Here is a 20,686-nt window from a genome sequence, read left to right on the forward strand (position 1 = left end):
CGTCCCGCGCCGCGGTCAGGCGGCGACGTCCTCCACCTGCCGCTCCCACACCCCGTCGCGAGGCCGGAAGCCGACCTTCTGCAGGTACTCGGTGCTCTTCGGGGCCGGTTCGACGACGAGCGACCGGAACCCGTGCGCCGCGAACACCCCGCTGCGCCGGTACACGAACTCCCCCGGCGTGAAGTCCCGGAACCGCGGGCTCACCCAGTCGAGCTCCACGCGCCCGACGCCGTCCCCGACCCCGCGGACGACGACCACGCCGACGGTCTCGTCCCCGCGCACGACGAGGAACGACGCCCGCCCGTCGGCCGACCCGGCGACCTCCGGTGCCGACGGCTCGGCCGCCGGCGCGTCGAGCGCGAACCCCGGCTGGAACTGCGCGATGTCGTCGCGGTGCACCTTCAGGATGTGCTGGAGGTACGCGTCGTCGGGCGCCACCTCGACGACGGCGTACACCTGGTCGTCGTGCCGTTCCCGGGTCAGCCGCCACAGCCAGTAGATGTCGATGACGGAGATCACGGCGTTCATCGCGGCGAACGGCCAGACGCCGATCGCCGTGTTGTAGACGGTCGCGAGGAACGCGCCGACGAGGTTCAGCACCCGGAACCGCAGCACCCGCGCCTGCATCAGCGACACGATGACGAGCAGCGACCCGGCCCAACCGATGAGTTCGAGCATGCTCGAAGTAAATCGCCTCGACCGACGCCCGGCACAGGCGGATCGTGGACGTCATGACATCGTGGTCGATCACCGAGATCCCGGTACCCGCCACCCTGGACGATCCCGGGGCGGAGGTGCTGCGCGCGTACCTCGACGTGCGCAACGCGGTCATCGAGGAGTCGTGGGGGGTCGACGACTTCCACCGGAGCCTTCCCGACGAGCTCGGCGGGCTGCACGACCAGACGTACGTGCGCAAGCTGCGCTTCATGGTCGGGCCGGAGGGCGGCGACCCGTGGGGGTACCTCGCGATGAACCTCCCCCTGCAGGACAACACGCACCAGGCGACGTTCGACATGGGCGTGCTGCGCGCGCACCAGGGTCAGGGCGTCGGCTCGGCGCTGCACGACCGGGCGCTGCAGGTCGCGCGCGAGGCCGGCCGGACGACGGTGATCGCGTCGTCGGACCAGCAGGTCGAACCGCCCGAGGGGCCGACCACGCTCAGCCCGTCGACGGGCTCCGGCCGGGTCGACACCGAGGACCGGGGGGTGCGGTTCGCGCTGAAGCGTGGCTGGGAGCTCGCCCAGGTGGAGCGGTACTCCGTGCTCGACGTCCCGATCGACCCCGCGGTGCTCGCGGCGCACCGGGCCGCCGCGCAGGAGCGTGCCGGCGACGACTACCGGATGGTCTCCTGGGGGACGCACTGCCCGGACGAGTGGCTCGACGAGTACGCGAAGCTCAACACGCGGATGAGCACCGACGTCCCGCTGGGCGACCTCGACTTCAAGGAGGACGTCTGGGACCCCGCCCGCATCCGCACCACCGAGGCGCAGTTCGCGGAGCGCGGCTGGGAGCTCGTCGTCACGGCCGCCGAGCACGTGCCGACCCGCACGCTCGCCGCGTACACCGTGCTGCTCGTGTTCCCGCACACCGACAGGTACGTGGCGCAGGAGGACACGCTCGTGATCCGGGAGCACCGCGGTCGACGGCTCGGCATGCTCGTCAAGGCGGCGAACCTCGAGCTGCTGGCCCGCGAGCGCCCCACCGTCCGTCGGGTCGGCACGTGGAACGCCGAGGAGAACTCGTTCATGCTCGACATCAACATCGCGCTCGGGTTCCGTCCGGCGGGCGGCTCCGGCGAGTGGCAGCTCCGGCTCACCTGAGCCGGCCGGCCGCCGGCCGAGTCACATCCCGACGGCCGCCTGCCCGCTCGGCAGCGACCCCCGCCACCACCCGGACCACCGCTCGCGGACCTGCTCGAACGTCCCGTCGTCGAGCCCGTACACGCTGAGCACGGCGCCGACGGTGCCGTGCGGCGGCCGGCTGGCGACGGGCGTCTCGAAGATCACGAGGAACGACTCGGTGATGCCGTGCAGCGCGAGCCCGAACTGCTGGTCCTCCTTGTAGACGAGCGTGCCGCCGAGGAGCGTCCCGTCGGGCCGGCGGGCCTGCACGTGGCCGCCGAGGGGGACGCCGTGGATGCCGCGCAGCCCGGCACGGTCGAGGAGCCGGTCGTGCCGGTCGCCGGCGTCGAGCCCGAACACGCTGAGGGTGCGCCGCTCCTGCCCGGGCTGCACGGTCAGCGCGAACTTCAGCTGCTGCGCGGACGCGATCCAGTGCTCGTCGATCTCGTCGCGCACACCGTCGTACGTGGAGCGGCCGTCGTGGCTCGGGCGGGTGACGATGAAGTGGGTGTGCCCCGGCTCGTGCACGGTGGACCGCACGGCGACGACGTCGCCCTTGCGGTTCGGCCAGGACAGCAGCCGGGTCGTGGTGTCGCCCTCGATGCGACGGCCCTCGACGGGACGTTCCTGGACGACCTTGTCGCCCTCGAACACGTGCTCCTCGATGGACCGGTCGAGGAACACGCGGTGGATCTCGTCGTCGAGGCCCGGGTCGTCCCAGCCGTACCAGCGGTGGATCAGCTGCGGGTCGCGCAGGTGCTCCCAGACGGTCGCCATCGGGACCGGGATGTCGATCGACACGATCTCGCGGCGGTCTGACGTCATCGCTCTCACCCCTCGTCGGCGGGTGCCCGGTCCGTGCTGCCCGGACGGTTCCGACGGTAGTGCGGGCGGCGCGCGGTTGCCCACCGACGTCGCCCGTGACCGGCGGACGGGTCAGTCGTGGACGTCGCTCCCGGGCAGGACCGCGAGCGCGTCCGGGTCGACGACGAGCGGCAGGACGGTCCCGGCGTCGAACCGGGCCCCGACGGGTGCGAGGGCGGTGACAGTGCCGATCCCGTCGACGTCGACGCGCACCTCGGACCGGCCGCGGCGGGACGTCACGCCCCGCACCTCCCCCTTGACGGCGTCGGGGTCCCCGCCGCCCGTGCGCACGACGAACGCCCCCTCGGCGAGGGCCACGACGTCGTCGTCCCGCAGGTCCCGCGCGAGCGCCGCGGTCAGCGGGTCCGCGGCGCGGGAGGACGCGGCGACGAAGGCCTCGTAGCCGAGGAACTCGGCGACCTCGCGGGACCGGGGGCGGCGCCACAGGTCGGCGGGGGCGTCGACCTGCAGGAGCCGCCCGGCGCGCATCACGGCGACCCGGTCGGCCACGGCGAAGGCCTCGTCCTGGTCGTGGGTGACGAGGACCGCGGTGGTGCCGGTCGCGACGAGCACGGCGCGCAGGTCGACGGCGAGCCGTTCCCGCAGGGCGCGGTCGAGGGCGGACAACGGCTCGTCGAGCAGGAGGAGCCGCGGGGTGGGTGCGAGCGCGCGGGCGAGCGCGACCCGTTGGCGCTCGCCGCCGGACAGGGTGGCGACGGGCCGGGGTCCGTAGCCGGCGAGGCCGACGAGGTCGAGCAGCTCGTCGACCCGGGCGATATCCGCGCGCCGCGACGACGAGCGGCGCACGCCCGTCGCCGGCAGGCCGTAGGCGACGTTCCCGGCGACGTCCCGGTGCGCGAACAGCTGCCCGTCCTGGAACATCAGCCCGAACCCGCGGCGGTGCACGGGGATCCGGTCGACCCCCACCCCGTCGAACGCGACCGACCCGCCGGCGAGCGGCTCGAGCCCCGCGACGGCCCGCAGCAGCGACGACTTGCCGCACCCGGACGGCCCGAGCAGCGCGACGACCTCGCCGGGTGCGACGTGCAGCGTCACCCCGTCGACGGCCGTGGTCGGCCCGTAGCGCACCACGGCCCTGCGAACGTCCAGACCCCTGCTCACCACTCGCCTCCCGCTCCTGCGGCGCGCAGCCGCTCGCACGCCGCGACGATGCCGGCGGTGAGCACCGCGAGCACCACGGACGCGGCGAGCGCCATCCCGTAGGTGTCGGCCCCGGGTCGCCCGATGAGCCGGAAGATCACGACCGGCAGCGTGGGCCGGTCGGGGCGGGCGAGGAACGACGTCGCGCCGAACTCCCCGAGGGACGCCGCGAACGCGAACCCGACGGCGAGGCCGACGGACCGGGCGGCGATCGTGAGGTCGACGGTCCGCAGCACGCGGCCCGGTCCCGCGCCGAGCGTCGCGGCGGCCTCCCGCAGGCGCGGGTCGATCGCGCGCAGCACGGGCAGGACGGTCCGGACGACGAGCGGCACGGCGACGACGGCCTGCGCGATCGGCACGAGCACCGGCGACGTCCGCAGGTCGACGTCGAGCCCGAACGGGTGGTGCATCGACAGCAGGAACCCGAAGCCGACGGTCACGGCCGACACCCCGAGCGGCAGCATGAACAGCGCGTCGAGCCCGGCGACGGCACGCCGGCCGGCGGTCCGTCGGGGGCGCCGCGACACGACGAGCGCGACGAGGCCCCCGACGACGAGCGCGAGCACGGTCGCGTCGACGGCCACGCGCAACGAGTTGAGGGTGGCCTGCCAGACGGTCACGGTGAGCGCGCCACCGGTCGTGCCGAGGGCCGTGTAGTGGTCCAGCCCCCAGCGGTCGCCGACCCGCAGCGACCGGACGACGAGGTTCACGAGGGGCAGCGCGAGGAGCGCGACGACGACGGCCGTGACGGCCGCGGCGGCGAGCGCGGGTGCGTGCCCGTCGCCCCGTGGCCTCCCGGCGGGCCGGCGCAGCGTGAGCGCCCGGACGGTCTGGGACGGGGCGCCCAGCGCGAGCGCCCGCTCCTGGCGGGACCGGGCCCGGCCCGCGACGACGAGGACCCCGGCGACGACGACGAGCTGCACGACCGACAGCACGGCGGCCGCGCGCAGGTCGAGGAACTGCGTCGTCTGGATCCAGATCTCCGTCTCGATCGTGCCGAACTGCAGCCCGCCGAGCACGAGCACCGTGCCGAACGCGGTCGCGCAGAACAGGAACGTGAGCGACGCGGCGGACGCGATCGCCGGGGTCAGGGCGGGCAGCGTGACCGTGCGGAACGCCCGCCACGGCGACGCGCCGAGCGCCCGGGCGGCCTGGGCGGCGCGCGGGTCGAGCCGCTCCCACAGCCCCCCGACGGCCCGCACGACGACCGCGTAGTTGAAGAACACGAGGGCCGACACGATCGCGGCGAACGTGCCGTCGAGGTGCAGGAACCCCAGCGGGCCGCCGTCGACGAGCAGCGACCGGAACGCGACGCCGACCACGACGGTGGGCAGCACGAACGGCACGGTGACCAGCGCCCGCACCACGGACCGGCCGCGGAACCGCCGCCGGTGCAGGACGTACGCGCCGGGCAGCCCGAGCAGCACGGACAGGGCCGTCGCGATCGACGCCTGTGCGAGCGTCAGCCCGACGATCCGCCACGTGCGCGGCCGCGAGAACACCTCGGCGAACGCGGACAGGTCGAGGTGCCCGTCGGTGACGAACCCCCGGCCGACCATCACGACGACCGGCCACGCGAAGAACACCCCGAGGAACAGCAGTGGCACGGCGACGGCGGCCGACCAGAACAGCACCTGCCCCGCGGAGGGGCGCGACGGGCGCGCGACCCGACCCGGCCCACCGGTCACCGGCAGGTCGGGTCGGGTCGCGGTCGCCGTGCTCATCAGCCGATCACGATCTCCGACCAGTCGGCGAGCCACGCCTCACGGTTCGTGGTGATCTCGTCGGGGGCGACCGAGAACGGCTTCGTGGCGAGCGGGGCCCACGTCGCCCAGTCGTCGGGCAGCGTCGCGGTGCTGCTCACCGGGTACATGTACATCGTCCCGGGGATGTCGTCCTGCACCTCGTCGGACAGCAGGAAGTCGAGCAGCTTCTGCGCACCCTCCGGGTTCTTCGCCCCCGCGAGGACTCCCGCGTACTCGACCTGGCGGAAGCACGTGTCGAGCAGCGCGCCCGTGGTCGGCTCGGTGCCACCCTCAGGCACGGTGAACGGCGGCGACGACGCATACGACAGGACGATCGGGCGCGGACCGTTGCCGCCGCCGCCGCTGAAGTCCGTGTCGTACGCCTCGGTCCAGCCGTCCGCGACCTTCAGGCCGTTGGCCTTGAGCTTCGTCCAGTAGTCCTGCCAGCCGTCCTCGCCGAACGCGCCGACGGTCGCGAGCAGGAACGCCAGGCCCGGCGACGACGTCACGGCGTTCGGGACGACGAGCAGGTCCTTGTACTCGGGCTTCGTCAGGTCGTCGAGCGTGCTGGGCTCGGCCAGGCCGTGCTCCGTGAACCACGTGTGGTCCGTGTTGATGCACACGTCGCCCAGGTCGACGGCGGTGAGCGCGTCGCTGCCACCGACCGCGTACTGCGCGGCGTCCTTCGCGGCGGGCGCGCTCGACGTGTACGGCACGACGACGCCCTCGTCGATCGCGCGGGACGCGAACGAGTTGTCGATGCCGTACGCGAGGTCGCCGAGCGGGGCGTCCTTGGTGAGGACGAGCTGGTTGACGAGCGTGCCCGCGTCGCCCGGCTGGACGACCTCGACCTTCAGGCCCGTCTCCTTCGTGAAGTCGTCGAGGATGCCGTCCGACAGCCCGAACGAGTCGTGCGCGACGAGCGTGACGGTGCCCGACGACGTCGACGTCGCGTCGCCGTCCGAGGCCGACGACGTGCCGATCGCCGAGCAGCCCGCGAGGGCCAGTCCGAGGGCCGCCGCGGCGGCGGCGGTCATGCGGGTGCGGGCGCTGCGGGTGCGGGCGCTGCGGGGGCTGCGGCCCGGGTGCGAGGACGTGCTCGCCATGTGTGGTGCTCCTCCTTGGTCATGAAGGAGGGGGTCGCCGCGCCCGTCGTCCGGTGTCCCCGCGGGGACGTCGGCGACGACCACGGAGACTGAGAAGCCCGACTCCCTACGCCGGTACCAACCGGATCAGGTTCGAGGGTCTGCGGTGGTCCGCACTCTCAGCGTCCCGGTGGGCCGGCTGCGTGCCGGTCCGCCTGACGCTCCCCTGTCGTTCGTCCGCGATCCTACGCCCGCGCCGGACGGCGCCCGGACGGGCGTCCAGACCCGTGCGGCGGCGACTCTCCCGGTCGCCAGTTACGGTGGGCGGCAGGCCCGTTCGCAGGCCCGTCACCTGGAGGTTCGTCATGGAGGAGCAGTCCTCGCACTCGATGGTCGCGAAGATCGCCGGCGCCGCCGTCACGATCCTCGCGGCGATGGTCGCGCGGCAGGTCGTCAACCAGGCGTGGAAGGCGTTCGCCGGGCGCCCCGCCCCCCAGCCCGACAACGCGGACGACGACTCGTCGCTCGGCGAGCTCGTCGCCGCCGCAGCCGCGATGGGGGCCGTCGTCGGGGTCTCCCGCGTCCTCGCGACCCGCGGCACCACGCGGTACGTGGCGAAGATCGAGCGCAAGCGCAGGACCGACCCGCTCTGACGCCCGGAAGGCGCCCCGTCAGATGGACGGGTCGTCGACCGTGAGGCGCGGCAGCGGCGACAGGTCCGGGACGGCCGGCTCGCAGAACACCTCGCGGAGCACCCGCCGGGCGGCGTACCACCCGGACAGCCCGTGCACCCCGGGTCCGGGCGGCGTCGACGCCGAGCACAGGTACACCCCGTCGCGTCCGGTGGCGTAGGGGTTGAGGCGCGCGGTCGGCCGCGCGAGCATCTGGCCGAGCGTCGCGGCGCCTCCGGCGATGTCGCCGCCGACGTAGTTCGCGTCGTGCTCGCTCATCCGGTTCGCCGGGACGCACCGGGACGCGACGACGACGTCCCGGAACCCGGGGGCGTACCGCTCGATGTGGGCGGTGACCGCCTCGGTGACGTCGACGTCGGAGTACGCCGGCACGTGCGCGTACGTCCACAGGGGTCGCAGGCCACCGGTGGCGCGGCCGGGGTCGACGACGGTCGGGTCGCTGACCAGGGTCGTCGGGCGGGCGGCGTGGCGTCCGGCCTCGACGTCGGCCTCGGCCGCCGCCATCTCGGCGCGCGTCCCGCCGACGTGCACGGTCCCCGCGAGGCCGACGTCGGGCACGGTCCACGGCACCGGTCCGGACAGCACGAAGTCGACCTTGGCGGCGGCGTTGCCGTGCCGGAACGACGTGAACGCGCGGCGGGTGCGGGCCGGGAGCCGGTCGCCGAGGATCTCGACGACGGCGCGCGGCGTGGTGTCGAACAGGTAGCAGTGCGCGGGCGGCAGGTCGGCGTGGGTCCGCACGGAGTGGTCGGTGACGACCTGGCCGCCGTGCGCGACCAGGTCGGCGACGAGCGCCGCGACGATCGCGCCGGAGCCGCCGCGCGGGATGGGCCAGCCCGCGCCGGCGTGCGCGAGGGTCGCGAGCAGCAGGGCCGTGCCCGCGGCGGCCAGGGACGGCACGGGCGTGATGGCGTGCGACGCGACGCCGGTGAGCAGCGCGGGGGCGACGTCGTCGGAGAACCGGCGGTCCCACGCGCGCGTGCCGTGCTCGACGACCTCGAGCCCGAAGTGCAGCGCGGCCTTCGTGCCGTGGGGCAGCAGCCCGACGGGGATGCTGCGCTTGTCGCTGAGCGCGACCTGCACGGTGCGCTCGTGGTCGGCGACGAGGGGGCCGAGGACGTCGCGCCAGGCGGGGCCGTCGACCCCGAGCCCCTCGACGGTCCGGTCGAGGTCCCGCCAGGCGAGGCCGGCGCGGCCGTCCGCGAGCGGCTGCGCGAACGACACCTCGGGGGTCAGGAGCTCGACGCCCCGGGCCGCGAGGTCGAACTCGCCGAAGAACGGCGACGCCCACGCCATCGGGTGCACGGCGGAGCAGACGTCGTGCACGATCCCGTCGGCCAGGCCGAGGTCGAGCGTCCGGGCGCCGCCGCCGACGGTGGGCTGGGCCTCCAGGACGGTGACGCGCAGCCCGACGCGGGCGAGGGTGACGGCGGCCGCGAGCCCGTTGGGCCCCGAGCCGACGACCACGACGTCCCCGGTCATGTGCGTGCCTCCTCGTGCGATTCAAGCACCACCCCGGGCGGGCGTCAGCGGGCACACCTCTTGTGGTGATTTAGTCCGTGCGCCTATAGTCGGTGCACGGACTAAATCACCAGGCGAGGAGAGACACCGTGTGGACCACCGAGCACACCACCGAGACCGCCCTGACCCCGGCGACCGTCTGGGCCGCCCTCGTCGACCTGCACCGGGGCACGCTCACCTACCCCGGGGCCGACGTCTTCGAGCTGCACGGGCCGTTCGCCGTCGGCACCACGCTGTCGGTCACGCCCGACGGCGGACCCGGCACGTTCGAGTCGACCATCGTCGACGTCGTCGAGGAGCGCACCTACGCCGACGAGACCACCTTCGGCGACGTCACCCTCCTGTTCCGGCACACGCTCGCCCCGCTCGACGACGGCGGCACGCGGGTCACCCACCGCCTCGAGATCACCGGCCACGGCGCCGACACGACCGGGCCCGAGCTCGGCCCGCAGATCAGCGGCGACTTCCCCGAGTCGATGGCGGCGCTGCTCTCCGCGGCCGGGCAGCACGCATGACCCGCTTCGCGGGCGGCCCGTCGCAGAGCCCCGGCTTCCTCATGTGGCACGCGACGATGTCGTGGCAGCGCACCATGACGGCCACGCTCGCCCCGCTCGGCCTCACGCACGTGCAGTTCGTCCTGCTGGCCTGCGCATGGTGGCTGGCGTCGACCGACGAGCCACCGACCCAGGTGCGGCTCGCGGCCCAGGCGGGCACCGACGTGAAGATGACCTCCGACGTCGTCGCGCGGCTGGAGGGCAAGGGACTCGTCCGGCGGGCCGCGCACCCGACCGACGCCCGCGCGAAGGTCGTCACCGTCACGGACGAGGGCGCCGCGCTCGCCCGGCGGGCGATCGAGGAGGTCGAGGCGGCGGACGCCGAGTTCTTCGCGGCCGTCGACACGCCCGCCCTGGTGACTGTGCTGGCGACGCTCGCCGCGTCGGGGTGAGTCCCGGCCGGTGGTCGGATGTGGGAGGTTCGCGGCACGATCGTCCCCGCAGGACCGCGACCGGGCCTGCCCCACCGTCACCGGAGGTCGAGATGGCCGAGATCCTGCTGTTCCACCACGCCCAGGGGCTGACGCCCGGCGTCCTCGCCCTCGCGAACGCCCTGCGCGGCGCCGGTCACACCGTGCACACGCCCGACCTGTACGACGGGCACACGTTCGCGACCCTCGACGACGGGATCGCGTACGCGGGCGAGGTCGGGTTCGGCACCGTCATGGAGCGCGGCCGGGCCGCCGCGGACGGGCTGCCCGACGGCCTCGTCTACGCCGGCATCTCGCTCGGGGTCATGTCCGCCCAGCTCCTCGCCCAGACCCGGCCCGGCGCGCGCGGCGCGGTGCTGCTCGAGTCCTGCGTGCCCCCGACCGAGTTCGGCGACGGCTGGCCCGCGGGTGTGCCGGTGCAGGTGCACGGCGGGGACGCCGACCCGTTCTTCGCGGGCGAGGGGGACATCGACGCGGCCCGCGCCCTGGTCGCGTCGGTGGAGGACGGCGAGCTGTTCGTCTACCCCGTCGACCGGCACCTGTTCACCGACGGGAGCCTCGCGTCGTCCGACCCGGCCGCGGCGGCGCTGGTCACCGAGCGGGTGCTCGCGTTCCTCGACCGGCTCGGGTGACGCGCTAGCGGCCGGCGCGGCCGTCGGGTGGCGCGCCGGGCCCGGCGCCGTTCGCGTCCCCGAGGTCCCGGGTCAGCTCGTCGACCACGAGCAGGTCGGAGCGCACCTTCCCCGTCCGGAACCCGGCCCGGCCGACCATGTGGGCGGCCACGGGTGCGGTGAGCATCTGGAACACGACGACCAGCACGAGCGCCCACACCGCCCCACCGGACCGCAGGCGCAGCGCGAGCCCGACGAGCATCAGGACCAGGCCCAGGACCTGCGGCTTCGTGCCGGCGTGCATGCGCGAGAGCAGGTCGGGGAAGCGCAGCACGCCGACACCGGCGGCGAAGGCGAGGAACGCGCCACCGAGCAGGCAGACCATCGACACGACGTCCGCGACCGTGTCCCAGGCTCCGTGCGTCATCGGACCTCCCCCGCTGCTCCGCCGCCGTGGTGCTCGTCGGTGTCGACGGGCGGGTGCTCGTGGTGATCGCCGCTCACCGCCTGCTCGGCGGCGGCGACGTCCGCGTCCTCGGCGGCCCGTCGGGCGGCCTCCTCGGCGGCGATCTCCTCGCGGGTGCGCACCCGCCCCTCGCCCTCGGGCTCCACGGACGCGAACCGCGCGATCGTCACCGACCCCACGAACCCGACGAGCGACAGCACCACGAGGATCGGCACCACGTCGGCCCGGCGGTACACCGCGGCGTACAGCGCGATGCCGGCGAGCATCGTGGTGACGACGATGTCGAGGGCGACGGTCCGGTCCAGCATCGAGGGACCCTTCTCGGCCCGGACCACCGCGAGCGCCGCCCCGGCGACGAGGAGGGCGGAGCACACCAGCACGACGACGCTCACGGTCCCACCGCCACGAGATGAGCGGCCGCGAGCTCCTCGTCGGACGCGAACGCCCGCAGCACGCGTGCCTCCTGGTCGAGCACGACCTGCCGGGCCGCCTCGATGCCGCCGGACTGCCGGACGTCGAGCACGTGCAGGTAGAGCATCCCGGTGAGCCGGTGCGCCTCGACGACCAGGGAGCCCGGCACGAGCGAGCACAGCTCGGCGGTGAGCGTGAGGTACAGGTCGGAGTGGCTGCGCAGCTGGACGCCGATCACGGCGCCGCGCGGCGTGTACCGGGGGCGCAGCGCGATGAGGCTGACCTCGAACGACGCCCGCACGAGGTCGACGGCGAACCGGCCGACCAGGTGCAGGAGCGGCCAGAACCGCAGGTGCCCGTGGAACCAGATGGGCGCCATCCGCAGACCGGTCGTCACGACGAACCCGATCACGAGCCCCGCGAGCACGTTGCCGACGGACAGGTCGCCCCAGAGGAACACCCACACGACGGTCAGCCACACGACCGTGGCCCACTGGGTGCGCCACCGGGCGCGGCGCGGGTGCAGGCTCATCCGTCGCTCCCCGTCTCGTGAGACCCGTCGGAGGCGACGTCCGTCAGCTTCGCGGACTCGCCCGTGCCCCGCTCGCCGTCGGGCAGCACGGCGTCGATGTACGGCGTCCGCTCGGTGAGGGCGACGGCGGCCCGTCCCGTGTAGGCGTACAGCGGTCCGGCGGCGAGCGTCAGGGTGAGGCCGACGGCGACGAGCGCGGCGGCAGGGCCGACCATCCCGAACGGCAGCCGCACGGGCGGGCGCTCGACGGGCGGGGTCTGCCAGAACGCCTTGTTCCACGCCTTGACCAGCGCGTACAGGGTGAGCAGCGACGTGACGACGGACCCGACGACGAGCACGTACGCGAGCGGGGTGCCGACCGCGACGCCGGCCTGCAGCAGCCCGACCTTGCCGAGGAACCCGGACAGCGGCGGGATGCCGGCGAGGTTCATCGCGGGCACGAAGAACAGGATCGCCAGCACGGGCGTGAGCTTGGCCAGGCCGCCGAGCTTCGTCAGGGACGTCGACCCGCCCGCACGCTCCACGAGCCCGACGACGAGGAACAGGGCCGTCTGCACGGTGATGTGGTGCGCGACGTAGTAGATCGCGGCCGTCCAGCCCTCGTCGGTGGACAGGGCGATGCCGAACACCATGTACCCGATGTGGCTGACCAGCGTGAACGACAGGAGCCGTTTGATGTCGTCCTGCGCGACCGCGCCGAGGATGCCGACGACCATCGTCGCGAGCGCGAGCCACAGCAGCACGTCGTCGAGCCGGCCGTCGGGGAACAGCAGGGTCTGGGTGCGGATGATCGCGTAGACGCCGACCTTGGTGAGCAGGCCGGCGAACACCGCGGTGACGGGTGCGGGGGCCGTCGGGTAGGAGTCCGGGAGCCACGCGGACAGCGGGAACACGGCCGCCTTGATGGCGAACGCGAGGATCAGCAGCACCTGCAGCACGAGCCGCACGCCGGGGTCGATCTCAGGCAGCCGCAGGGCGAGCTGCGCGAGGTTCACCGTGCCGCACGCGGCGTAGATCATCGCGAGGGCGACCAGGAACAGCACCGACGAGAGCAGGGCCACGACCACGTAGATCGTCCCCGCGCGGATCCGCTCGCCGGTGCCCCCGAGGGTCAGCAGCACGAACGACGCGGCGAGCAGGATCTCGAACCCGACGTAGATGTTGAACAGGTCGCCGGACAGGAACGCGTCGGCGACCCCGGCGGTCAGCACCAGGTACGTCGGGTGGAAGATCGAGATCGGCGCGGACTCCTCGTCGTCCTCGTTGCCCTGGGCCAGCGAGTAGAGCAGGACGCAGAGAGTCACGGCCGACGAGATGGTGAGCATGAGGGCCGACAGGCGGTCGGCGACGAGGTCGATGCCGACGGGTGCGGCCCAGCCGCCGACGTCGACCACGAGCGGGCCGTCGTCCACGACCACGAGCAGGGCCACCGACGCGACCAGCACGATGGTCAGCGCGCCGACCGACACGATGCGCTGCAGGTTGGGCCGCCGGTAGAGCGCGAGCGCGAGCCCGGCCGCGAACAGCGGGACGACGACGGGCATCGGGACGACCCAGGAGAGGTCGCTCATCGGGCCACCTCCTCGACCGGGTGGCCCTCGTCCGTCTCGTCGTGCGCCTCGGCGGCCTCCTCGTCGAGCGTCGGCACCGGGCCCTCCTCGTCGCTGTCCCGCACGGCGAGCTCGTCGATCGCGGCGAGGCGGGCGATGCGGCGGTCCTCGACGTCGTCCTGCACCTCGTCGTGCCGGTGCAGCTGCCACGACCGGTAGGCCATGGCCAGCAGGAACGCGGTCATGCCGAGCGTGATGACGATCGCGGTGAGGACCATCGCCTGCGGCAGCGGGTCGCTCATCTCGCCGTCGGGCGTGACCCCGACGATCGGCGGTCCGCCCGCGGCGCCACCCGCGACGAGGAACAGCAGGTTCGCGCCGTTGCCGATGAGGATCACGCCGATGAGGACGCGCGACAGGGAGCGCTCGAGGAGCAGATAGACGCCGACCGTGAAGAGCACGGCGATCGTCACGACGAGGACGAGGTTGGGGCTCATGTCGATCACGGCCGCACCCCCGGTGCGTCCGCGGGCTCGGCGTCGCCGCCGACCGCTTCGCCGACCTCGGCGTCCTCACCCGTCTCCGCCCGCCGGTCGATCTCCGCGCCGAGGCTGCGCAGCACGTCGAGCACCAGCCCGACGACGACCAGGTAGACGCCGATGTCGAAGAACAGGCTGGTGACCAGGTGGACGTCCCCGATCACCGGTACGTGCAGGTCGAGCTGCCACGACTGGAGCACCGACCCGCCCACGAGCTGGGCGACGAGCCCGACGCCGGCCGAGAGGAACAGCCCGCCGCCGAGCAGCAGACCGGGCTGCACGGGCGCCGCCTCGCCGAGCTCGTACCGGCCGCCCGCGAGGTACCGGACGATCAGCGCGATGCCCGTCACGAGACCCGCGGCGAAGCCGCCGCCGGGGGCGCTGTGCCCGCTGAACAGCAGGTACACCGAGTAGACGATCATCGTGTGGAACAGCAGCCGGACCACGACCTCGAAGATCACGGACCGCCGCTGCGGGGCCAGGGTGCGGCCCGCGCGCAGCCACTCCCGGGCCCGCGCGGCGGACCGGGGGGCCACCTCGCTCGTCGGGCCCTGGCCGCGGGACTCGTCGGCGCCGCTGCGGGGCCCGTCAGGGCGGCGCAGCTGCGCCATCGTGTCGGGGACCTCGCCCCACACGGCACGGTCGGCGGGCGCGTCGCGCTCGCGGAAGATCGCCCCGGCACGGCGGGAGAGGAACACGAGCGACGCGACGCCGGTGGCGGCCACCAGGAGCACGGAGATCTCGCCCATCGTGTCCCACGCCCGGATGTCCACGAGGGTCACGTTGACGATGTTCTTGCCGCCCCCGAACGTCACGGCCTCGTCGGCGAAGTGCTCGGAGACGGGCGCGTGCAGGCGGGCGCCCGGCGCGACGAGGGCGATCCCGGCGACCGTCAGGCCGACCGCGAGCCCGATGCCGAGCCGCACCCACCGACTCCCGGCGAGCGGCCGGTCGGAGAAGTACGGGGGCAGCCGCCGCAGCACCAGCACGAACACGACGAGCGTGACCGTCTCGACGAGCACCTGCGTGAGGGCCAGGTCGGGGGCGCCGTGCAGGAGGTACAGGCCCGCGACGGCGTACCCGCCGATGCCGAGCAGGATCACGGCTTTGAGCCGCCGGCGGGCTCGGGCCACGAGGATCGCGGACACGACCGTCATGCCGCCGAACACGACCTGGGCGGGCTGGTCCCACGCCGTGACGTCGCCCGGGAGCGTCGTCGACACGAGGGTCGTGCCGCCCACGCCGACGACGAACACCAGCAGGATGATGCCGAGGTACAGGGGCAGCGAACCGCGCTGGGTGACGGCGGTGACGTCGGCGGCGACGTCGTCGAGGCGGCGCATGAACCGCCGGTACACGCGGTCCGCCTCGGGCCCGCGGTACACCCCGGCCTGCCACCGCTCGACCCGGTCGCGGACCGCGAACAGCAGCGCACCGGCGGCGAGGATGCCGAGCGTGAGGACGAAGGTCGGCGTGAACCCGGCCCACAGCGTGAGGTGCCCCGGCGCACCTTCCGGGTAGGTGTCCGCGTACGGGTCGAGCAGGTGCTCGCCGAGCTGCGGCAGCAGCGCGACGGCCAGCCCGAGCACCGCGAGGATCAGCGCCGGCCACACGAGCAGCAGCGACGGCGTGGTGATCTTCGCGGGCGCCGCGGTCGACGTGCCCGCGTCGGCGATGCTCAGGCCGTGGCCCTCGTCGGACTCCGTCACGGCGGCGGGCACCACGGCGGGCTTCGTCGAGAAGGCCCCCCACCACAGCCGGCACCCGTACGCGACGGTCAGCACGGAGCCGACGGCGACGGCGCCGAGCACCCACGGCAGGTCGTGCAGCGACTCGAGCCCGGCCTCCTTCGCGACGTACCCGGCGAACGGCGGCAGGCCGATCATCGACGCCGTCGCGAGAGCCCCGGCGGTCGCCGTGAGCGGCAGCCGCCGGCCCACCCCGGACAGCCGCCGCAGGTCACGGGTGCCGGTCGCGGCGTCGATCCCGCCGACCACCAGGAACAGCGACGCCTTGAACATCGCGTGCGCGCCGAGCATCGCCAGCCCCGCGAGCGCCGCCGCCTTCGTCCCGAGCCCGACGAGCAGCACGATCAGCCCGAGCTGGCTGACCGTGCCGAACGCGAGCACGAGCTTGAGGTCGTGCTGCCGCAGCGCCCGGTAGCCGCCGAGCAGGAGCGTGCCGCAGCCGAGCGTCAGGACGATCCCGTGCCACGCCTCGTTCGTCGAGTAGGCCGGCGCGAACCGCGCGACGAGGTAGACACCGGCCTTCACCATCGCCGCGGCGTGCAGGTAGGCGCTCACGGGCGTCGGCGCGGCCATCGCGGCGGGCAGCCAGAAGTGGAACGGGATGAGCGCCGACTTGGTGATCACGCCGATGAGCAGGCAGACGACCGCGACCGTGGCGACCGTGCCGCCCGGCGGGTCCGCGATCACCGCCGACAGCCGGTACGTGCGCGCCGCCTGCCCGAGCAGCACGACGCCGACGAGCATGGCGAGGCCGCCCGCGGTCGTGATGACGATGGCCTGCATGGCCGCCCGGCGGCTCGCCTTGCGGTCCGCGTAGTGGCCGATGAGCAGGTACGACGTGACCGTCGTGAGCTCCCAGAAGACGAACAGCAGCAGCATGTCGTCGGCCGTGACCAGGCCGAGCATCGCCCCCGCGAACGCGACGAACACCCCGCCGAACCGGCCGAGCCCGTGGGCCGCCGCGGAGAAGTACCCGGCGCAGTACACGAGCACCAGGGCGCCGACGCCCCCGACGACGATCGTCATCAGCCACGCCAGCGTGTCGAGCCGGAAGCTCAGCTCCAGACCCAGCGCGGGGATCCACTCGACCTGCTCGACGGGCCCCCGGCCGTCCGCCACCGCCGACGTCCACGACAGCGCCCACACGAACGCGCTCGCCGGCGCGAGGGCCAGCAGCCAGAACGCGCGGCGACCGAACCAGGAGAACAGGGCGGGCGCGACGACGGCGGCTGCGAAGTGCACGAGCAGCAGCAACAGCACGCGTCCGGCTCCGTCCGGTCGAGGGCGGGTGGTCGGTCGGTCGGTCGAAAGGATTTGGTCAAGACACTATCAAGTGCTCCCGCACCGACTGCTCACACCACGACCACATCGCACTGCACGCCGGGGGCTCGCGCCAGTCGCCGGTCCCGGGTCAGCAGCGGGCAGCCGAGCCGCTCCGCGACCGCCACGTAGGCGGCGTCGTACCCGCTCAGCGCACCCGTCAGCCGCCAGACGTCGCCCCGGACCGCGGCGAACGGCCACAGGTCGACGGGGAGCGTGGCGAAGGCGTCGAAGGCGAGCGTCGCCTCGGTGCCCGACAACGCCCGCGCTGCCCGGTGCCGACGCAGCACGTTCGTCACCTCGTGCGGCAGCAGGTCCGGCGCCGCCAGGCGGGCGGCCCCGACGTGCCGCGCGACAGCCTCGCCGTCGCCGTCGGGATCGAGCAGGAGGGTGAGGATCGCCGAGGCGTCGACGACGAGGTGGCTCACCTGCGATCGGCGTCGAGGTCGTCGAGCACGCGGGACAGGTCGAACGGCGGGTAGGCGCGCGCCCGGGAGCGGATCGCCGCCACGGCGTCCGCCGCCGTCGGGTAGGCGCTGAGGTCGATGAGCTGAGCGCGCAGGTACTCCTGCAGCGACCGGCCCGAGCGCGCAGCCCGGGCGGCCAGCTCGTCGCGCACGTCGTCGGGGACGTCCCGGACGGTGATGGTGACGCTCATGCCGCGATTCTAGCGTCGCTGCATGCAGAACGCCTGCACGCCCCGGACTCGGCGGGACGGCTCCCGGCGGGGTCGGCGCGGGCCACTACCGTGGCGCCGTGGATCCGCTGCAGTGGGTGTGTCTCGGGCTGGTCGTCGTGGCGACCGTCGTCGGTGTCGGTCTGTTCGCGCGCGGGGCCGTGTCGATCGGCCGCACCGCGGCGATCGGGAAGCCCGCGCCCGGGCGGCTCGGGCCCGTCGGGACCCGGCTCGGCACGCTCGCGCGGGAGGTCCTCGGGCACACCCGGTTCCAGCACCGGCCCGTCGTCCGGGCGGCGCACTGGGTCGTCATGGTGTCGTTCCCGCTGCTGTTCGTCACGCTCGTCACCGGGTACGGGCAGGTGGTGGACCCGGAGTGGTCCCTGCCGGTCATCGGCCACCTCCCGCCGCTCGAGTGGGCGATCGAGCTGTTCGCGTGGCTCGCCCTCGTCGGGATCGTCGCGCTGTTCGTGCTGCGGCTGCGGCTCGGGTCGACGCGGCGCGCGTCGCGGTTCTTCGGGTCGAACCAGGGACAGGCGTTCTTCGTCGAGTTCACGGTGTTCGCCGTCGTGCTCGCGGTGATCCTGCTGCGCGGGCTGGAGTACGCGCTGGCCTCCCAGGACCCGGCGACCGCAGGGATCGCGAACGCGTGGCACTTCCCGCTCACCGCCTGGTTCGGGGCGTCGTGGGTGCCGGTCGCGCACGACACCCTCGCCACCGCCGTCGTCGTCATCGCGACCGTGAAGATCCTCGTGTCGATGTCGTGGTTCGTCGTCGTCGGGCTGCAGCCCACGATGGGCGTCGCGTGGCACCGGTTCGTCGCGATCGTCAACGTGTACGCCCGCCGCGAGGCCGCGGGCGGTCCGGCGCTCGGCCCCCTGGCGCCCCTCACCGACCGCAGCGGCGCGCCGATCGACCTCGCCGCGCTGGAGGACCTCCCCGACGACGCCCGCCTCGGCGCCGGCGCGATCGAGGACCTGTCCTGGAAGCAGCTCCTCGACACCGCGACCTGCACCGAGTGCGGCCGCTGCCAGGACCAGTGCCCGGCGTGGGCCACGGGCAAGCCGCTGTCGCCGAAGCTGGTCACGCTCGCGCTGCGGGACCACGCGGCGGCGACGGCGCCGTACCTCCGCGCGGGGTCGGGTTCGACCGGGGAGACGGAGGCATCGTCCTCCCCGCGCTCCGGCCGCGGAGCGACGGTCGAGGAGTCGCACGCCGGGATCGACCTCGTCGCGTCGGGACTCATCGACCCCGACGTCCTGTGGGCCTGCACCACGTGCGGCGCGTGCGTGCAGCAGTGCCCGGTGGACATCGAGCACGTCGACACCATCGTCGACATGCGGCGCTACCAGGTGCTCATGGAGTCGGCGTTCCCCAAGGAGCTCGGCGGCACGTTCACCAAGCTCGAGCGGCAGGGCAACCCGTGGGGCCTGCCCGCCCGCGCCCGGCTCGACTGGGCCAAGGGGCTCCCGTTCGACGTCCCCGTGGTCGGCGCCGACGTCGAGTCCGCCGCCGACGTCGACTACCTGTTCTGGGTCGGCTGCGCGGGGGCCTACGAGGACCGCGCGAAGAAGACCACCCGGGCCGTCGCGGAGCTGCTGCACACCGCGGGCGTCACGTTCGCCGTGCTCGGCGACGGGGAGTCGTGCACCGGCGACCCCGCCCGGCGGGCCGGCAACGAGCTGCTCTACCAGATGCTCGCGTCCGCGAACGTCGAGGTCCTGACCGAGGTCGGCGCGCAGCGGATCGTCGTCACGTGCGCGCACTGCTTCAACACGATCTCGCGGGAGTACCCGCAGCTCGGCGGCCGGTTCGACGTCGTGCACCACACGGAGCTGCTCAACACCCTGGTCGCCGACGGGCGGCTCGTCCCGCTGCCGGCCGACGACACCCGCAGCGTCACGTACCACGACCCCTGCTACCTGGGCCGGCACAACCAGGTCTACTCGCCGCCCCGCGAGCTGCTCGGCGCCCTGCCGGGCGTGCAGCTCGCCGAGATGCCCCGCAACCGGGAGCAGTCGTTCTGCTGCGGCGCGGGCGGCGCACGGATGTGGATGGAGGAGTCGATCGGCACCCGCATCAGCACCGCGCGGGCCGAGGAGGCGATCGGCACCGGCGCGGACGTCGTCGCGACGGCCTGCCCGTTCTGCTCGGTGATGCTGTCCGACGGCGTCGCCGCGGCCGCGTCGGGCTCGGCCGGTCCGTCGACGGGTCCCTCCGCCGGCTCCCCCACCGGCCCCGCGACCGGCCCTGCCGCCCGTGCGGCCGTCGGCGTCCCCGAGGTCGCCGACATCGCCACGCTCCTGCTCGACCGCGTCCGCGCCACCAGGACAGGGGACGACGCATGACCGCCACGCCCGACGCGGCCGACCGCACCCCGACCGACTCGCACCCGACCGCCCCTGACCCGACCGACCCAGGCCGGGCCGCCGCCGGACCCCGCACCGCCGCGCAGCGCCGCGCCGACACCGAGCACCGGCTGACCCACGACGTCGACGCGTGGGTCGCGACCGTCGACGACGCCGCGACACCCCGCCTCACGGTCCTGTCGTTCCTGTGGGACGGCTCGACGCTGCTCCTGTCCACGGCGTCGGCGAGCCCCGCGGGCCGGAACCTCGCGACGAACGCCACCGTCCAGGTCGGCATCGGCCGGACCCGGGACGTCGTCCTCGTCGGCGGCACCGTCGAGGTGGTCGACCGCGACACGCTCTCCGCCCAGGAGGGCGACGCCTTCGCCGTGAAGACGGGCTTCGACCCCCGCACGATCCGGTCCGCGTACGCCTACTACCGGGTGCGCCCGGTGACGGTGCAGGCGTGGCGCGAGGAGGACGAGCTCGCCGGCCGCTGGCTCATGCGCGACGGCGTCTGGCTCGCCTGACACCCGTCCACGACGCCACGCACGCCACGCCGACCCAGGCCGCCGCCACCCGTCGCCGGAG

21 protein-coding genes and 1 riboswitch are annotated in these 20,686 nt (G+C 74.0%); of the genes, 7 read left to right on the top strand and 14 right to left on the bottom strand.

Annotation, left to right across the window (positions count from 1 at the left end; all coding sequences use genetic code 11):
- Positions 1-15 precede the first annotated feature (15 nt).
- Positions 16-678, bottom strand: a complete 663-nt coding sequence (locus Cch01nite_RS20905; protein ID WP_203758442.1) for a hypothetical protein — start codon at positions 676-678, stop codon at positions 16-18.
- A 53-nt stretch (positions 679-731) separates the two neighbouring features.
- Here Cch01nite_RS20905 and Cch01nite_RS20910 point away from each other — a divergent pair, with 53 nt between their 5' ends.
- Complete coding sequence (locus tag Cch01nite_RS20910; RefSeq protein ID WP_203758443.1) at positions 732-1,820, top strand: GNAT family N-acetyltransferase; 1,089 nt, start codon at positions 732-734, stop codon at positions 1,818-1,820.
- Positions 1,821-1,841: 21 nt separating this feature from the next.
- On the opposite strand, the gene Cch01nite_RS20915 is transcribed toward Cch01nite_RS20910, so the two are convergent.
- The 4 genes from Cch01nite_RS20915 to Cch01nite_RS20930 form a co-directional block, all read right to left on the bottom strand.
- The gene (locus tag Cch01nite_RS20915) at positions 1,842-2,666 is read right to left on the bottom strand and encodes a hypothetical protein (protein WP_203758444.1); all 825 of its coding nucleotides are present in this window, start codon (positions 2,664-2,666) and stop codon (positions 1,842-1,844) included.
- A gap of 111 nt (positions 2,667-2,777) precedes the next feature.
- Positions 2,778-3,827 carry an ABC transporter ATP-binding protein gene (locus Cch01nite_RS20920; RefSeq protein WP_203758445.1) on the bottom strand — a complete coding sequence of 350 codons (1,050 nt, stop codon included), beginning with the start codon at positions 3,825-3,827 and terminating at the stop codon, positions 2,778-2,780.
- On the bottom strand, positions 3,824-5,590 hold the full coding sequence (locus tag Cch01nite_RS20925; protein ID WP_203758446.1) for an ABC transporter permease: 1,767 nt from the start codon (positions 5,588-5,590) through the stop codon (positions 3,824-3,826). Before Cch01nite_RS20925 ends, Cch01nite_RS20920 begins: the two co-directional genes overlap by 4 nt.
- Positions 5,590-6,717 (bottom strand): thiamine ABC transporter substrate-binding protein, encoded by a 1,128-nt coding sequence (locus Cch01nite_RS20930; protein ID WP_308439318.1) that lies wholly within the window; start codon positions 6,715-6,717, stop codon positions 5,590-5,592. Before Cch01nite_RS20930 ends, Cch01nite_RS20925 begins: the two co-directional genes overlap by 1 nt.
- An 86-nt stretch (positions 6,718-6,803) precedes the next feature.
- Positions 6,804-6,934: riboswitch (TPP riboswitch) on the bottom strand.
- A 127-nt stretch (positions 6,935-7,061) separates the two neighbouring features.
- Between Cch01nite_RS20930 and Cch01nite_RS20935 the strand changes: the two genes are divergently transcribed.
- On the top strand, positions 7,062-7,349 hold the full coding sequence (locus Cch01nite_RS20935; RefSeq protein ID WP_203758447.1) for a DUF4235 domain-containing protein: 288 nt from the start codon (positions 7,062-7,064) through the stop codon (positions 7,347-7,349).
- Between the two features lie 18 nt (positions 7,350-7,367).
- On the opposite strand, the gene Cch01nite_RS20940 is transcribed toward Cch01nite_RS20935, so the two are convergent.
- A complete protein-coding gene (locus Cch01nite_RS20940; RefSeq protein ID WP_203758448.1) occupies positions 7,368-8,870 on the bottom strand; it encodes a phytoene desaturase family protein in 1,503 nt (500 codons plus the stop codon).
- A gap of 128 nt (positions 8,871-8,998) precedes the next feature.
- On the opposite strand from Cch01nite_RS20940, the gene Cch01nite_RS20945 reads away from it, so the two are divergent.
- The 3 genes from Cch01nite_RS20945 to Cch01nite_RS20955 all read left to right on the top strand — a co-directional run bounded on the left by Cch01nite_RS20945 (position 8,999) and on the right by Cch01nite_RS20955 (position 10,526).
- Positions 8,999-9,424, top strand: coding sequence for an SRPBCC family protein (locus tag Cch01nite_RS20945; RefSeq protein ID WP_203758449.1), 426 nt, complete (start codon positions 8,999-9,001; stop codon positions 9,422-9,424).
- Entirely contained in the window at positions 9,421-9,855 is a 435-nt protein-coding gene (locus Cch01nite_RS20950; RefSeq protein ID WP_203758450.1) for a MarR family winged helix-turn-helix transcriptional regulator, read from the top strand. Before Cch01nite_RS20945 ends, Cch01nite_RS20950 begins: the two co-directional genes overlap by 4 nt.
- Positions 9,856-9,947: 92 nt before the next feature.
- Positions 9,948-10,526 (top strand): dienelactone hydrolase family protein, encoded by a 579-nt coding sequence (locus tag Cch01nite_RS20955; RefSeq protein ID WP_203758451.1) that lies wholly within the window; start codon positions 9,948-9,950, stop codon positions 10,524-10,526.
- A gap of 4 nt (positions 10,527-10,530) precedes the next feature.
- On the opposite strand, the gene mnhG is transcribed toward Cch01nite_RS20955, so the two are convergent.
- The 8 genes from mnhG to Cch01nite_RS20995 all read right to left on the bottom strand — a co-directional run bounded on the left by mnhG (position 10,531) and on the right by Cch01nite_RS20995 (position 17,729).
- Positions 10,531-10,932, bottom strand: coding sequence for a monovalent cation/H(+) antiporter subunit G (gene mnhG, locus Cch01nite_RS20960; protein WP_203758452.1), 402 nt, complete (start codon positions 10,930-10,932; stop codon positions 10,531-10,533).
- A complete protein-coding gene (locus Cch01nite_RS20965) occupies positions 10,929-11,363 on the bottom strand; it encodes an MrpF/PhaF family protein (RefSeq protein WP_203758453.1) in 435 nt (144 codons plus the stop codon). Before Cch01nite_RS20965 ends, mnhG begins: the two co-directional genes overlap by 4 nt.
- Complete coding sequence (locus Cch01nite_RS20970; RefSeq protein WP_203758454.1) at positions 11,360-11,914, bottom strand: Na+/H+ antiporter subunit E; 555 nt, start codon at positions 11,912-11,914, stop codon at positions 11,360-11,362. Before Cch01nite_RS20970 ends, Cch01nite_RS20965 begins: the two co-directional genes overlap by 4 nt.
- Positions 11,911-13,485, bottom strand: coding sequence for a Na+/H+ antiporter subunit D (locus Cch01nite_RS20975; RefSeq protein WP_203758455.1), 1,575 nt, complete (start codon positions 13,483-13,485; stop codon positions 11,911-11,913). Before Cch01nite_RS20975 ends, Cch01nite_RS20970 begins: the two co-directional genes overlap by 4 nt.
- Entirely contained in the window at positions 13,482-13,961 is a 480-nt protein-coding gene (locus Cch01nite_RS20980) for a Na(+)/H(+) antiporter subunit C (protein ID WP_203758481.1), read from the bottom strand. The genes Cch01nite_RS20975 and Cch01nite_RS20980 overlap by 4 nt, the downstream gene beginning before the upstream one ends.
- A gap of 5 nt (positions 13,962-13,966) precedes the next feature.
- Positions 13,967-17,011: a Na+/H+ antiporter subunit A gene (locus Cch01nite_RS20985; RefSeq protein WP_203758456.1), complete on the bottom strand. Its 3,045-nt coding sequence runs from the start codon at positions 17,009-17,011 to the stop codon at positions 13,967-13,969.
- 92 nt (positions 17,012-17,103) lie between these two features.
- Positions 17,104-17,499, bottom strand: a complete 396-nt coding sequence (locus Cch01nite_RS20990) for a type II toxin-antitoxin system VapC family toxin (RefSeq protein WP_203758457.1) — start codon at positions 17,497-17,499, stop codon at positions 17,104-17,106.
- A complete protein-coding gene (locus tag Cch01nite_RS20995) occupies positions 17,496-17,729 on the bottom strand; it encodes a FitA-like ribbon-helix-helix domain-containing protein (RefSeq protein WP_203758458.1) in 234 nt (77 codons plus the stop codon). Before Cch01nite_RS20995 ends, Cch01nite_RS20990 begins: the two co-directional genes overlap by 4 nt.
- 98 nt (positions 17,730-17,827) lie before the next feature.
- Here Cch01nite_RS20995 and Cch01nite_RS21000 point away from each other — a divergent pair, with 98 nt between their 5' ends.
- Together Cch01nite_RS21000 and Cch01nite_RS21005 are read left to right on the top strand one after the other, a co-directional pair.
- Positions 17,828-20,095: a heterodisulfide reductase-related iron-sulfur binding cluster gene (locus tag Cch01nite_RS21000; protein WP_203758459.1), complete on the top strand. Its 2,268-nt coding sequence runs from the start codon at positions 17,828-17,830 to the stop codon at positions 20,093-20,095.
- Entirely contained in the window at positions 20,092-20,625 is a 534-nt protein-coding gene (locus Cch01nite_RS21005) for a pyridoxamine 5'-phosphate oxidase family protein (RefSeq protein WP_239071169.1), read from the top strand. Before Cch01nite_RS21000 ends, Cch01nite_RS21005 begins: the two co-directional genes overlap by 4 nt.
- Positions 20,626-20,686: the final 61 nt, after the last annotated feature.

Source organism: Cellulomonas chitinilytica, assembly GCF_016862675.1.
Classification (GTDB): Bacteria; Actinomycetota; Actinomycetes; order Actinomycetales; family Cellulomonadaceae; genus Cellulomonas; species Cellulomonas chitinilytica.